Genomic DNA, 13935 nt, shown 5'->3' with positions numbered 1-13935 from the left:
GGGGCGTTCTTTTTGGTGTGAAATTTGAGATAACGTCCGCAGGTTAATTGTGCTGTAGAATCTGCGGCTTTTTGCTAAATCCAGTACTCCCGGCAGTGAATCCCATCTGACGATAGAATTGATGCGCAGCTTCACGTTCCGGGCGATTGGCACTGTTCAGAGACAGGGAGTCCACGTTATGGGTGGCTGCCCATTGCTCAGCTTCAAGAATGAGCTGACGGCCGATGCCTGAGCCTCTGAACTGGTCGTGTACAACCAATGCCAAGATACGGCAGTGTCTTCCGTTCTTTTCATACAGATAAGACGTCTGTAATCCGATCAGTCCAACTACGCGTCCGCGTGCTTCAGCAACCAGTGTGGTGAAGTTAGCGTCTGCAGCAATGTGGGTATAGCGCTCCTCCATCTCGGCGTAATTGGTTGGATAACCGAGTTGATCCATCAGAATGACCATATCTTGCAGATCCGTAGTAGAGCTATGTCTAATGGTTACATCCAGACTCATAATCGTATCTCCTCCTTGGGTCTTTCTTTCAACGAAAGTTCAATAATGGTATCCAGCAGATCTGCAAAAGAAATGCCTGCAGCAGCTGCACTTTTGGGCAGCAGACTGTTACGGGTAAGACCCGGCAGCGTGTTAACTTCAAGCACATAAGGCAAGCCTTCGCGAATCATCATATCCACGCGCGCGTAGACGCTGCATTTCAGCACCTGATAGCAGGCAAGTGCCGCGGCTTCCACACGGTGGTGAAGGTTCACAGGCAACTGCACGACCTGCTCATCGGCTCCGTGGTCATCATATTTGGAAGAATAATCGAAAAACTCGGCGTTCGAACGAATGGAGACCACCGGCAGCATTTTTCCATCCAGAATGGCACAGGTGATCTCCTCACCTTCGATATACTGTTCAATCATGACCGTATCATCCCAGGCAAGGGCGGCCTCCACAGCAGCGGGCAGGGCAGCAGCCTCCTTCACTAATTGGGTACCGATGCTGGAACCGCCTGAATTGGGTTTGACCACCACAGGGTACGTTAATTGTTGAACAGCAATAGAGGACAGTTCCTCGATGTGACTCACCCGCAGCCACTCTCCGGTAAGCACACCTGCATGCTGCATGAGCTGTTTGGACATGTCTTTATCCATGCATACACTGCTCGCAAGCACGCCACAGCCTGTGTAGGGAATACCCAATGATTCCAGTGTGCCTTGAACCGTACCGTCTTCCCCGTATTTGCCATGCAGGGCAAGCAGTGCCACATCGATCCCGGCCGATTTGTCGATCAGATCCCGCTTGGTATTTAGCTCAATGGGCACAACCTCGTATCTGCTCTTATCCAGATGGTTGATCATCTCCTGTCCGGTGAGCAGGGAAATAGCCCGCTCTGAAGATGTACCGCCCATAATCACGCCAACTTTCATGTGAAATCCTCCTTCTTATCTCATTTGAGCTGCTGTCTCGCCAATGATCCGAATGCCCTTGCGTATATTCTCATCGCTGACTCTGGAGAAACCCAGACGCATCGTGTTTACGCCCTGACCGGGTTCCAGATAAAAGGTATCCCCAGGTGTGAACGTTACACCTTTCACCTTACAAGCCGCGAGCAGTTCACGAGTTCTGTATTCGGACGGGAACTGCACGAACAGGTGCAGGCCACCCTCACCGGAGATCCGGCACATCGGCAGATGCTGCTTCAGGCAGCGCACAACCAGTTCATATTTGCGCTTATACTCTGTACGAGCCCGCTTCAGATATTTCTCGAAATTACCGTTGCTCAGATATTGATACAGTAGCGATTGATCCAGCGTTGATGTGTGGATGCTGCGTGCCCGCTTCATACTCTCCAGATAATCGATCAGCGCCGCATCCGCAATAACCCAACCAACCCGCAGTCCTGGGAACAACACCTTGGAGAAGCTGCCTAAATACACGAGCCCATTGCCTTTACCCATACTGGCAATCAGGGGAGAGACATGCGAACCGGAATAGCGTAATTCTTCGTTGAACCCGTCCTCAATGATCGGTACCTGGTATTGGTTCATCAACCGGATAATCTCCGCCCGTTTCGCAGGGGACGTCACAATCCCGGTTGGATTGTGATAAGAGGGAACCAGATAGGCCAGATCATATGGACTTGCCTCAAGCTCATGTTCCAGTTGCTTCAAGTCCAGGCCATCCGGTTCCATATTCACACCGGTCAGGTGAAACTGGTGCAACTTTAGATTCTTGATCGCCGTGTGGTGCGTTGGATTCTCGCAGAGGGCTTTGCCGCTTTTTTTGCGTAACGCCCCAAGAACCAGATCGAAGCCTTCCGTGAATCCGTTGGTGATCAGAATGTCCTTGCCACGGAGGTCAACACCTTTATTCTCCATATATCGTAATAAATAGTTCATGAGTGGTCTGTATCCTTGCGCATATCCGTAATTCAGCAGTACTTCGCCTTCAAGTGACATGCGATCCAGAAAAGCCCGTTTCACGTTGTGCAGATCGAACAGCTTCTCATCCGGTGCTATGCTGGTAAACGAGATCTCGCCACGCTCTGCTCCAGAGCCATGCTTCATTAGATCGTATTGCTCTGCCTGAATGGCATACTCGCTTACTTCCGTCGTCCAGTCCAGTTGCCAGCTTGCTGTAGCCTCAGGTGTTTCGATGGAGGCACTGACGTAATTGCCCTTGCCTTTGACTGCATAGATCAGTCCCTCATCTTCAAGCTCGGCGTATGCGAGCAGGACCGTGCTGCGACTAACCTTCATGAGTGTACTGAGTTCACGGGTCGAGGGCAGCTTTTGTTTGGCTTGCAGGCCACCTTTGAGCATTAATCGCTTCATATAATCTTTGACTTGTATATATACAGGGCGGTCCTCCGTCAGTTGTAGATCGGAATACATCCCATCACTCCCTCTACTGGTATCTTGCCATATTATAAACCCAGCAGAAAGAACCACGATACCTCTGTTTCCCTGCGGGAGTGGTTGGTTGTTCGCGTAAACGCAAAAAAGCCCAGGCAATATGCCTGAGCCGGGTGGTGAAACTTGATCCATTTTCTATAGTACTGCTGCTATAATTTCTACAGTTGCATTGCATGACTAGTCTCTCTAGGATCGATAGCTATCTGACCTTCTACGTGTGTCTATATAACTTCTGTACGGCTATAATTGCAGGCTTTCTAGGTGATACTTAAAATCTACAGTGAAATCATGAATCTAGGTCTTTCTACATTTGCTTGCTGCAAGGGTCGAATAGAGGGTGAATCCACAATCTATAAGCTAAGGTTCTTGCTAACTGTACTCTTGTCGTGATCACGTAACAGAATTCAGCATGAAAAAGATATTCAATCATAGGGTACAATAGACGGAGGTAGATATAAAGACGTATGTCTCAGTGCCCAATTTCTTCCTCATACCCCTATAGTACCACTTTGAATCAGGGAAGTTAACCTTTTTTTTGAAATATTTGTCGTAATAGCGAAAATTGCGTGAATTGTACTTCTTATAGAATGAAATGGTGTCCCTTTATAATATGTGATAAGATCTAAACCTATAGATAATGAGGAAGTGAGCCTATTGATTAATATTACCGTGCCAACACCAGATGTAACCATCACGAAGCAGGCTGATCCACAGCTTAGCCACATTTATGGATTTACTGATTTTCACCTGATTACCCGGGAACTAGGCGGGATTTTCATGTTTTACAATGCCGCTGGAGAGTTGTTATTTGTCGGGAAAGCACGAAAATTAAGACCCCGTATCAAAAAGCATTTTGAAGACACTGTATCACCAATCAAGAATCACCGCGAGGAAGTAACGAAGATTGAAGTATGCCTGGTTGAAGATCCGGTAGATCGTGAAATTTACGAAACATATATCATTAACACGATGCGAGCGAAATACAATGTAGACAAAGTGTTGTACAAATAAGACGCTTAAAAAGCACATGAACATGCAATGTCTGGGACATATGTCCTAAGTGTTATGCCAATGGAGAAGGATGTGATCGCAGGATTGCATCCCGTTTCGCTTGGCACAAATGTAGAAATACCAGAGCTTCAGTTAAGTATTATAGAACGTAGAATCACAGATATACCAAATACATATGAAGAGGTGATTGTGTTGATCGGTCGTAGCGGTAACCCTACACTTAAAGACAGCACGTTTGAAAACAAAGGATATGGAGAAGATCGGTATCAGAATTACATGACGATCAACGGCACGGTGAACAAAGCATTTATTACTTTGGTGATCCTGCTGGGCAGTGCGTTTGCAACATGGATGATGTTCTTTAACGGACAACAAGTGATGCCGCTCGCTTATGGCGGACTGATCGTTGGTTTCATTCTGGCACTTGTGATTTCGTTCAAACCTGTATCGGCGCCTTATCTGGTACCCGTCTATGCCGTGGCAGAAGGGCTATTCCTGGGAGCACTCTCCGCAACCTATGAGTCACTGTATAACGGAATTACCTTGCAGGCGGCTCTGTTGACCATGGCTGTATTCATTGCCCTGCTGGTGGCATACAAAACCAGATTGATTAAAGCTACAGAGAACTTCAAGCTGGGTGTCGTGGCTGCAACAGGCGGGATCATGATCATGTATCTGCTGAGCTTTGTACTGGGTTTCTTCGGAATTACGATTCCTTATCTGCATGATAACAGCTTGATCGGCATTGGTATTTCAGTGGTTATCGTCATTGTGGCTGCCCTCAATCTGGTCCTTGACTTTGACTTCATCGAAGGTGGCGCTGAACGTGGTGCTCCCAAGTACATGGAGTGGTATGGCGCATTTGGCTTGATGGTGACGCTGGTATGGCTGTACATTGAGATGATCCGTCTGCTTAGCAAATTACGGAGCCGGAATTAATCTTATCGTTAAAGTTTGAACTTCATGAAAGCTAACGCGTGTTACTCACGTCGTTGGCTTTTTTGTTATATGTGGATGCAGTCTATAGGCAACCTTTTGAACAGTAGGAGAGGAAATGATAAGGCACGAGGTGTGTACATATTACCATATTTGGATTGACGGTCTGGAAATGGTTATGGTATTTTATTGATAATGATTATCATTTTCGTTTAAAAGTTACCAAGTTGCCAGCTGTTTTCATTCTTTAGCTACATATCAAACCGATCAAGCAGATCGAAAGGAGTGGCCTCATGTTACTGGAAAATGATCCGCAGATTGCTGTGCACCAGCCTCTTACCGGCCGCAGTCCCAAGACGGATCTTGCGAAGGTTAAAACATACATGGATACACATTACGATCAACCTCTATCGATTGCAGACCTTGCCTCCGAGGCGGGTATTAGTCCGAAATATTTCGTGGATTTGTTCAAGAAAACGTACGGACAGAGCGCAATGGAATATCTTACTGATCTGCGCATTAATCGAGCCAAGCGATACCTGAAGGAATCCAGATACAAGCTTCGCGATATTGCTCTCAGAGTGGGATACAGTGACGAGTACTATTTTAGCCGTAAATTCAAAAAGGAAGTTGGCGTATCTCCTTCGGATTATGCGAAAAACGCCAGAAAACGGATTGCCACCTGCTCCTCCAGTGTGATTGGACAGCTTCTGGCGCTCAATGTCATCCCCGTCGCTGCACCCATCGATCCCAAATGGACCGCCTATTATTATAATGCACATCGTACAGAGATTCAGTCTCACCTGAAATTGACGGACCCGTACACGAGCTGGCGATTTGAGGCCAATGTGGAACGGTTGGTTCATATTCGCCCTGATGCCATCGTAGGTACAGATCAGATTAGTGAACAGGATCAGGCCCAATTGGCCGAGATTGCGCCTTGCTGTTTTGTCCCCAAGCACCATTCGGATTGGCGGACACAGCTGCGCATGATTGGATCATTCCTGGAACGGGAGGAACAGGCGGAGCAATGGATACACATGTACAACCAGCGAGCGGAGAAGGCGCGTGAATCGGTACAGCGGGAAGTGGGCCGGGAGAAAGTGATCGTCGTGCGGATCTACGGGCAGAGTCTGTACCTCTATAGCAATCCGGGTATTGAAGAAGTGTTGTATGGAGCGCTGCAACTGGACACATTCTCTGACATTAGTGCCAATAATCCATTAACACTGGAGCAGCTAGCCGCAATGAACCCTGATCGAATTCTCGTAATGGTGTGTCCCGAAGCAGCTTCACGGGCGTATTGGCTTAGCTTGCAGCATTCGGTTACATGGCGGCAGCTCAAGGCCATTCGTCAGTACCAGGTCCATCTGATTACAGGTGACCCTTGGTTTGATTATTCGGCTTTAGGCGTGATGCGCATGCTGGATGAAGCTCTACTGATCTTCACGGGATATTGTCCAAACATCTATCTGGATAACGTCCATGGTGATTCCCAGGCGACGTGACATATAATCCTTGTATCTAAATGAGAATGTTTATCAAGGGGGATATCACATGTTTCACTATATCAAAAACACCGGACAACGTTCCGTTGGTAGCAAATCCCGCAGTGCCCGGCTCTCAGCCCTGATCCTACTGCTGTTAATTACAGGGTTGTTGTCTGCCTGTGGCGCAGCGTCCGAGAATGCAGGATCCGCTCAGGCGGAGCAACCCGCAAAGGAAACTTCAACCCTTGCTTCAGCCGAGACGGTTGTTCAGGAAGAGCAAGCGGAAGAGACGACGGGTGAACGCACCGTAAAAGATGACTTGGGACATGATGTAATTATTCCAGCCAGTACAGAGCGAGTGTTTGCACCATATCTGGAAGATTCACTGCTAACCCTTGGTGTTAAGCCAGTAGCTCAATGGGCGAGTGGTACGAAGGGGCATGTCTATCTACAGGATCAACTCAGTGATGTGCCTACACTTGATTTCTCCAGTGGATTGCCTTCGCCAGAAGCACTGATGTCGTATAATCCTGACTTTATTATTTTGCACACGGCCCAATACGCCGAGAATGGGGTATACGAGAGTTATTCGAAGATCGCACCGACCTACGTATTCACGAATGCGTCGGGTGATGTAGAGAAGTCTTTGCAGGTCATCGGTGATCTTCTGGGCAAAACGGCTGAAGCCGAAAAAGCCATTGAGACCTACCATGCCAAGGTTGAGTCAGCCAAAGCTGAACTGGCGAAAGTGGCCGAAGGCAAAAAAGCAGCCATTATCCGTTTTGCCCCACGTGGCATTAGCATGATGGGTGGCAATTACTTCAGCGGTTACGTCGTATATGAACAACTGGGACTCGGTAAGCCTGCATTGGTCGAGTCGGAGAACAGCGCCATTGTATCGACAGAGGTATTACCCGAGATTGATGCCGACTTTATTTTCACCGTGGAACAGGGGCCAGGCAGCATGAAGGAAATGACCGAAACGAACGTATGGAACAGTATGCCTGCGGTGAAAGCGGGGCATGTGTACGCTGTCGAGCCAGCTCCTTGGCTGGGTGGTGGACTGATCGCATACGGTCATGTTATCGATGATACGTTAAAGGCGTTAACGCAATAATCTGAATAGTAAAGCTCCCTTTGGGGTGCCCGGAATCGGATGGTTAGTCCAGCGTTCCGTACGCCGTGAGGGAGTTTTTTTTGTGATTGAAACGTGAACATTATATGACATAAATATGGAAATATGGAGATAATCAAAATGATTTCTGGATATCGTCCATGGGACAGCCGGATTCACTCTTTTATAATTGGTAATGAGAATCAATCTCATATACAGATCAATTTATTTAATTAACCATAACCAATATAAGTTGAGTTTATGAACTACACAGAAACGGAGAAGTCAGAAAAAACCTGGAGATAACAGCGATCGAAAGGTTATTCTAACGGCGTAGTGTATGAGTAGTTCAATATTCAACTTATATAAGCAGAACAACGAGGAGGACCCATCCGTAATGACGTTTCAGCCTAATCCAACCGCTCCTGGGAACCTTGAGCATATCGCACGCAGTACCGTTCAGATCCCGCATGCCGAACAATGGACCATGAAATCACGTTCAGGTCATCATGACTATCAGATCATGGTATTCAAGCCTGCCGAACCTCCGCCCCCGTCCGGTTACCCGGTGATCTACCTGCTGGATGCCAATTCCGTATTCGGCACGATGGTGGAAGCTGTTCGTGTGCAGGGACGGAGACCGGAGAAGACAGGTGCACTTCCGGCGATTGTCGTAGGCATTGGATACCCGATTGCGGGTCCCTTTTCCCCTCATCGATACTATGATTTTACTCCAAAAGCCACGACGGAATATACCGCAAAATCCGATGGCACACCTCTGCCCGAACAAGGAGGAGCGGATGAATTCCTGCGGTTTATTGAAGAAGAATTGAAACCGGAGATGGAGCAGCAGTTTCGGATTGATCGGGACAGACAGGCTATATTTGGTCATTCGCTTGGGGGTTTGTTCGTGCTCCATGCGTTGTTCACGAAGCCGGAGGCTTTTCGATATTATATTGCGGGTAGTCCCTCGCTGCACTGGAATCAGAAGGTCATGCAGGCGGAGGAACAGGAATTCATTGCAAGGTTGGATCAGCAACGGGTGAACGTCAAGGTGTGGATTGGCATGGGTGAACAGGAGAAGACACATCCAGCACGCAACAATGACAAGGCAGCGAGTCTTACGGAACGTTTATCCGTATTGAAGCAGTCGGGGCTGGATATCGCCTACACCGAGTTCGAAGAAGAGAACCATGTCTCGGTATTGCCTTTTTTGATTAGTCGCACGATGCGTTTTGCCTGTAGTCCGGAGTCGTAGAAGGTCAGAAACAGGAGTCGACAGGAGCCAGGGAGTAGGCTTGTTGCGGTTTGGGAAATGTTCAGGTGAAATCAGATTTAACTAAGCTAAGGCATCGCTCCAATAGGGGAGAACACGGCTATAAGACAGTAAGGGAGGTACACGAGGTGAGCTACACAGGAATCCATGGAAAAGTAGCCTTGGTCACCGGTTCCGCTCAAGGGATCGGTGAAGCGGTAGCGAGATTTCTTGCACAACAAGGCGCTATCGTTGCTCTGGTGGATCGACAGGAAGTTGCACTGAATGAACTGGTCACCGATCTGTACAGTCAGGGCCATCGGGCAACTGCTTGCGTTGCTGATATATCCGATCGTCAAGAAGTCGAAGATGCGGTCCAACGGATCGAGGAGACCGTGGGCCCCATTGGCATTCTGGTGAATGCTGCGGGTGTGCTGCACACAGGGGCAGTGAGTGAGCTGACGGATGAGGAATGGACGAGGACGTTTGACGTGAATACGCACGGTGTATTTTACATGTCGCGTGCGGTAGTGAGATATATGGCAGAACGCCAAACGGGTGTGGTAGTTACCGTGGGTTCAAATGCTGCGGGTGTTCCGCGAATGCACATGTCTGCCTACGCGGCCTCCAAAGCCGCGTCGACCATCTTTACCAAATGTCTGGCTCTGGAATACGCCGACCGGCATATTCGCTGCAACATTGTCTCTCCAGGTTCAACGGATACGCCAATGCAGCGCGCCATGTGGCAGGATGAGCATGGCGCACAGGCAGTCATTGCAGGCTCGCCGCAGACCTTCCGTTTGGGCATACCGCTGAACAGGATGGCATTGCCAGAAGATATTGCGGACGCGGTGGTCTTTCTGGTATCGGAACAAGCCAGACATATTACGATGCACGATCTGTGTGTGGATGGAGGCGCCACGCTCGGTGCCTGAATCAAGAGATAAGGAGATGATGAATCATGTCAAAAGCGGGTACGGTTACTGCAACTTCCGCCATACACCTTCTGGAGCAATATCGGGAGGGGACGTCCTTTTTCTGGTCTTCACCGCAACATACCTTGCTCGCACAAGGAGAACGGATTCATTGGTCTCCGCTACATGCGGAGGACACAATTCAATCAGATCCCAGCGATTCTGCTGATGTTATTGAACATCAACATAAGGAACAGATACATCTTTTCATGCAGCGGATTCAACAGCTTATGGACATGGCTAAACAAACAGGGCAATCGAACCCGATGGTGGTTGGCGCCATCCCGTTTGATCCGCTGGACGCTGCTGCTGAGCTATATGTACCAGAGACGGTGCAGTGGGCTGAACCGCTACCCTCGGAATCACGAGCATTGATTCAAAAGCTGCCAGCAGCCGTAGGTTGTGAGGTCGTTGAGGCTCCTGCGGGGACAGTGTATGAGCAAAGTGTAAACAATGTATTGGTTGACCTAAACCAAGGTGATCTCCACAAAGTCGTGTTATCCCGTACGCTTGAGGTGACTTCACAGACTATAGTGGACACGCATCAATTACTGCGTAATCTGTTTAGGGACAATACGCATGGATATACATTTGCCGTACCAATGAGGGACATAACTCAGTTGAAAAGTAATCTAACAACGAATAAAAAACATTCAGAAGTAGACGAACAAATTGGAAATAAAACGAGTCGCACCTTCATCGGGGCAAGCCCAGAACTGTTAGTTACCCGCAAAGGCTTAAAAGTACGCGCCAACCCACTGGCAGGCTCTGCTGCGCGGAGTGAAGAGACAGCGGAAGATCGCCGCCGCGCAGAAGCACTGCTGGCTTCAGCCAAGGATCGGCATGAACATGCCGTAGTCATTGAGGCCGTTGCGGAGGCACTGCGACCATTATGCCGCCATCTATCCGTTCCAGCAGAACCTTCGCTGATTCAGACGCGCACAATGTGGCATTTATCCACTGAAATACACGGGGAGCTAGCGGATGCGGCCACAACGTCACTTGAGCTGGCTTTGGCTCTTCATCCCACACCCGCCATCTGTGGAACACCTGTACAGGCTGCGCGGGCAGCGATTAAGCAACAGGAGCCGTTCGATCGGGGATTATTTACGGGAATGGTGGGCTGGTGCGACAGTGAGGGCGACGGCGAGTGGGCCGTAACGATCCGATGTGCCGAAGTGGAAGGTACAGCTGTGAAATTGTTCGCTGGAGCGGGCATTGTAGCAGGTTCTACGGCAGAAGCAGAGCTGGCAGAGACTGCTGCCAAGTTCAGAACGATGCTGCTCGCGATGGGTTTGGATTCGACTGTGTCCAGTCGGAGGGAGGAATGAGCAATGCTGTCAGGATATCAGGCTTGGCCTGAGGAAGTTGCAGAGCGTTATCGGCAGGAGGGTTGCTGGGAAGGCATTACGTTTGGAGAGATGCTCCGCCAGCGTGCAGATCTATATGGCAATCGGGTAGCCGTTATTAGCGGAGAACAACAGCTCACTTATGCAGAATTGGATGAGCGGGTAGATCGATTGGCTTCCGGTTTATATGCCAAAGGCATACGACAGTATGACCGGGTTATTATTCAGCTGCCCAATATTACAGCGTTTGTTGAAGCGTGTTTTGCTTTATTCCGCATCGGTGCACTGCCTGTATTCGCTCTTCCCTTGCATCGAAAGAGCGAAATCGCATATTTCGCTCGTTTCTCTGAGGCCGTAGCGTACCTGATTCCAGATCAGGATGGCGGATTTGATTACCGCACTCTGGCAGAGGAGGTACAGGCAGAGGTGCCGGGACTTCGGCATATTTTTGTGGCGGGAGAAGCCGGGCCCTTTACAGCGTTAGAAGATGTCTATGCAGAACCTATCACGCTGCCGGATGAACCGACGTCTTCAGATGTTGCTTTTCTACAGTTGTCAGGCGGAAGTACAGGGCTATCCAAGATGATCCCACGCACTCATGATGACTACATCTACAGCTTGCGAAGAAGTGTCGAGGTGTGTGGTCTCAGTCCGGAGAGTGTCTACCTGGCTGCACTCCCTGTGGCACATAACTATCCAATGAGCTCACCCGGCATTCTGGGTACGTTGTACGCAGGTGGCACGATTGTGCTGTCACGGGGATCAAGCCCGGATGAAGCCTTTCCGCTGATTATGCGTCATCAGGTAACGATCACGGCTCTCGTGCCGCCGCTCGCTCTCGTCTGGCTCAATGCAGCGGCTGCCCGAGGAACCAAGCTTCCGTCGCTCCAGGTGCTTCAAGTGGGAGGAGCCAAATTCAGTGCAGAGGTGGCGGCTCGTGTCAAACCGGTTCTTGGCTGCACGCTGCAGCAAGTATTTGGCATGGCTGAAGGGTTGGTGAATTACACGCGTCTGGATGATTCTGAGCATGTCATTACCCATACACAAGGGAAACCGATGTCTCCCTATGACGAGGTGCGGATTGTGGATGACGAAGACGTTGAGGTTGAACAGGGACAAGCCGGACACTTACTGACACGGGGGCCCTATACCATTCGTGGTTATTACAAAGCGGAGGAGCATAACGCCAAATCGTTTACTACGGACGGTTTCTATCGCACAGGCGATATTGCGAGTCTGACGGCTGACGGATATCTCGTTGTCGAAGGGCGGGCGAAGGATCAGATTAACCGTGGCGGGGATAAAGTGGCTGCCGAGGAAGTGGAAAATCATCTGCTGGCCCATCCTGGTGTGCATGATGCAGCCTTGGTATCCATACCTGATGAGTATCTGGGCGAACGCTCTTGTGCCTTTATCGTGCCAAGCGGTGAAGCTCTGGCGGTGGCCGAGATCAAATCTTTTCTACGCAATCGGGGCCTGGCCAGTTATAAAATCCCGGACCGGATTGAGTTGGTGGATGCTTTTCCGAAGACACAAGTGGGCAAAGTTAGCAAAAAAGCATTACGGGAAATGTTGGCCACTAAGCAACCTGTATCTAAATAAGAATTTTCGATAACGTTGCACTGTATCAGTTGAACTAACCATTTACACAAGAACGTAGAGGCAGAAATGACCTGAAGAAGCGAAACGTTCGCCCAAAAGCTTTCTGCAAGAAAGCTACATCGGAAGCATACGCTATCACCGGATTTTCACCTTTGTAAAATTGAATCAAAAAATCTGGGGATAACAGCGGTCGGAAGGTTATTCTGTCATCGGAGTGGCAAGTGTAAACACATTCTTTAGTTCAACTGATATGGCTGAACATGATCTGATAAATAAAACTGAAAAGAGGGATATTCATGGCACTTCCAGTGATTCAACCATATGCAATGCCTGTAGCGTCGGAGCTTCCGGTCAACAAGGTAGCCTGGACACCGGATGCGAAGCGTGCAGTACTCTTGATCCACGACATGCAGAACTATTTTATGAATGCATTTACGGCGGGAGCATCCCCGGTGGTGGAACTAATCGATCATATTGCAGAGCTTCGTTCAACGTGTCATGAGCTTGGGATTCCCGTGGTCTACTCGGCTCAGCCGGGTGGACAGACACCGGAGCAGCGCGGATTACAGCTGGACTTCTGGGGTGCGGGAATCGATGGCGGACCTGTGCAAAAAGAAATTGTTGAATCACTTGCACCCGCTCCACAGGACACCTTCATGACCAAATGGCGCTATAGCGCCTTCCAGAAGACAGAACTGCTTGAATTAATGGAGCGGCAGGGCCGGGATCAATTAATTGTCTGCGGCATATATGCGCATATCGGATGCCTGATGACGTCAAGTGAGGCATTTATGCGAGACATTCAGGCGTTTCTGGTTGCCGATGCGGTTGCTGATTTTTCGGAGGAAAAACATCGTATGGCGCTGACGTACGCGGCAGAACGGTGCGCGGTAACACTGACGACCGAACGTTCGATTGCGTTGCTGAATGCGTCAGCTGCAGCCAAAACTGGAGGGGCAGTTACATCCGAGGCGCAGCAGCAATCAGCGTCCTCCGCAGAGATTGGGGATGTCGTGGAAGAACGAGAAGGCATTGATCATGCAAGGCTGGGAGCATTACGGGCTCAGATTGCCGATCTGTTGCAGGAGCAGCCTGAGTTGATCGGGGAGCATGATGATTTGATTCAGAACTGGGGAATGGACTCCATACGTATGATGAGTCTGGCGGAGCGTTTTCGCGCGGCAGGAGCAGAGGTCACCTTTGTCGATCTGGCGGAGCAGCCTACATTGGCAGCATGGGCAGGGCTCCTGGATAATGTCCAATCGAAAGTACTGCCGAACGGAGACTACTTTTGACC

At 49.4% G+C, this 13935-nt stretch carries 12 protein-coding genes; 9 read left to right on the top strand and 3 right to left on the bottom strand.

What is annotated here, in order from left to right:
- Positions 1 to 43: 43 nt before the first annotated feature.
- The 3 genes from AC4G47_RS29560 to pdxR are packed head-to-tail and all read right to left on the bottom strand — an operon-like array spanning position 44 to position 2886.
- A complete protein-coding gene (locus AC4G47_RS29560; protein ID WP_491104075.1) occupies positions 44 to 502 on the bottom strand; it encodes a GNAT family N-acetyltransferase in 459 nt (152 codons plus the stop codon).
- Positions 499 to 1419: a D-alanine--D-alanine ligase gene (locus AC4G47_RS29555; RefSeq protein WP_491104073.1), complete on the bottom strand. Its 921-nt coding sequence runs from the start codon at positions 1417 to 1419 to the stop codon at positions 499 to 501. Before AC4G47_RS29555 ends, AC4G47_RS29560 begins: the two co-directional genes overlap by 4 nt.
- Positions 1420 to 1434: 15 nt before the next feature.
- Positions 1435 to 2886: a MocR-like pyridoxine biosynthesis transcription factor PdxR gene (pdxR, locus tag AC4G47_RS29550; protein ID WP_458124607.1), complete on the bottom strand. Its 1452-nt coding sequence runs from the start codon at positions 2884 to 2886 to the stop codon at positions 1435 to 1437.
- A gap of 675 nt (positions 2887 to 3561) precedes the next feature.
- On the opposite strand from pdxR, the gene AC4G47_RS29545 reads away from it, so the two are divergent.
- From AC4G47_RS29545 to AC4G47_RS29505, 9 genes are all read left to right on the top strand, one after another.
- Positions 3562 to 3918 carry a nucleotide excision repair endonuclease gene (locus AC4G47_RS29545; protein WP_036612270.1) on the top strand — a complete coding sequence of 119 codons (357 nt, stop codon included), beginning with the start codon at positions 3562 to 3564 and terminating at the stop codon, positions 3916 to 3918.
- A gap of 192 nt (positions 3919 to 4110) precedes the next feature.
- Positions 4111 to 4857 carry a Bax inhibitor-1/YccA family protein gene (locus tag AC4G47_RS29540; protein WP_458124606.1) on the top strand — a complete coding sequence of 249 codons (747 nt, stop codon included), beginning with the start codon at positions 4111 to 4113 and terminating at the stop codon, positions 4855 to 4857.
- A 290-nt stretch (positions 4858 to 5147) separates the two neighbouring features.
- Positions 5148 to 6362 carry an AraC family transcriptional regulator gene (locus AC4G47_RS29535; RefSeq protein WP_491104070.1) on the top strand — a complete coding sequence of 405 codons (1215 nt, stop codon included), beginning with the start codon at positions 5148 to 5150 and terminating at the stop codon, positions 6360 to 6362.
- Between the two features lie 49 nt (positions 6363 to 6411).
- Positions 6412 to 7461: an ABC transporter substrate-binding protein gene (locus AC4G47_RS29530; protein ID WP_491104069.1), complete on the top strand. Its 1050-nt coding sequence runs from the start codon at positions 6412 to 6414 to the stop codon at positions 7459 to 7461.
- A 394-nt stretch (positions 7462 to 7855) separates the two neighbouring features.
- Positions 7856 to 8716 (top strand): alpha/beta hydrolase, encoded by an 861-nt coding sequence (locus AC4G47_RS29525; RefSeq protein ID WP_491104067.1) that lies wholly within the window; start codon positions 7856 to 7858, stop codon positions 8714 to 8716.
- Positions 8717 to 8862: 146 nt separating this feature from the next.
- Complete coding sequence (locus AC4G47_RS29520; protein ID WP_491104065.1) at positions 8863 to 9648, top strand: 2,3-dihydro-2,3-dihydroxybenzoate dehydrogenase; 786 nt, start codon at positions 8863 to 8865, stop codon at positions 9646 to 9648.
- Positions 9649 to 9674: 26 nt separating this feature from the next.
- Positions 9675 to 11018 (top strand): isochorismate synthase DhbC, encoded by a 1344-nt coding sequence (gene dhbC / locus AC4G47_RS29515; protein WP_491104064.1) that lies wholly within the window; start codon positions 9675 to 9677, stop codon positions 11016 to 11018.
- 3 nt (positions 11019 to 11021) lie between these two features.
- Positions 11022 to 12638 carry a (2,3-dihydroxybenzoyl)adenylate synthase gene (locus AC4G47_RS29510; RefSeq protein ID WP_491104063.1) on the top strand — a complete coding sequence of 539 codons (1617 nt, stop codon included), beginning with the start codon at positions 11022 to 11024 and terminating at the stop codon, positions 12636 to 12638.
- A gap of 296 nt (positions 12639 to 12934) precedes the next feature.
- Positions 12935 to 13933 (top strand): isochorismatase family protein, encoded by a 999-nt coding sequence (locus AC4G47_RS29505; RefSeq protein WP_491104061.1) that lies wholly within the window; start codon positions 12935 to 12937, stop codon positions 13931 to 13933.
- The last annotated feature ends 2 nt before the right edge of the window (positions 13934 to 13935 follow it).

This window comes from Paenibacillus sp. Negev47, assembly GCF_058313655.1.
The sequence above is the reverse complement of the archived record's forward strand: the minus strand, read 5'-3'. Positions and strand labels throughout refer to the sequence as shown.

Excerpts from the sequence above, each read along its gene's own strand:
- AC4G47_RS29560 (WP_491104075.1), bottom strand. The coding sequence starts at position 502 with ATGAGTCTGGATGTAACCATTAGACATAGCTCTACTACGGATCTGCAA.
- AC4G47_RS29555 (WP_491104073.1), bottom strand. The coding sequence starts at position 1,419 with ATGAAAGTTGGCGTGATTATGGGCGGTACATCTTCAGAGCGGGCTATT.
- pdxR (WP_458124607.1), bottom strand. The coding sequence starts at position 2,886 with ATGTATTCCGATCTACAACTGACGGAGGACCGCCCTGTATATATACAA.
- AC4G47_RS29535 (WP_491104070.1), top strand. The coding sequence starts at position 5,148 with ATGTTACTGGAAAATGATCCGCAGATTGCTGTGCACCAGCCTCTTACC.
- AC4G47_RS29530 (WP_491104069.1), top strand. The coding sequence starts at position 6,412 with ATGTTTCACTATATCAAAAACACCGGACAACGTTCCGTTGGTAGCAAA.
- AC4G47_RS29525 (WP_491104067.1), top strand. The coding sequence starts at position 7,856 with ATGACGTTTCAGCCTAATCCAACCGCTCCTGGGAACCTTGAGCATATC.
- dhbC (WP_491104064.1), top strand. The coding sequence starts at position 9,675 with ATGTCAAAAGCGGGTACGGTTACTGCAACTTCCGCCATACACCTTCTG.
- AC4G47_RS29510 (WP_491104063.1), top strand. The coding sequence starts at position 11,022 with ATGCTGTCAGGATATCAGGCTTGGCCTGAGGAAGTTGCAGAGCGTTAT.
- AC4G47_RS29505 (WP_491104061.1), top strand. The coding sequence starts at position 12,935 with ATGGCACTTCCAGTGATTCAACCATATGCAATGCCTGTAGCGTCGGAG.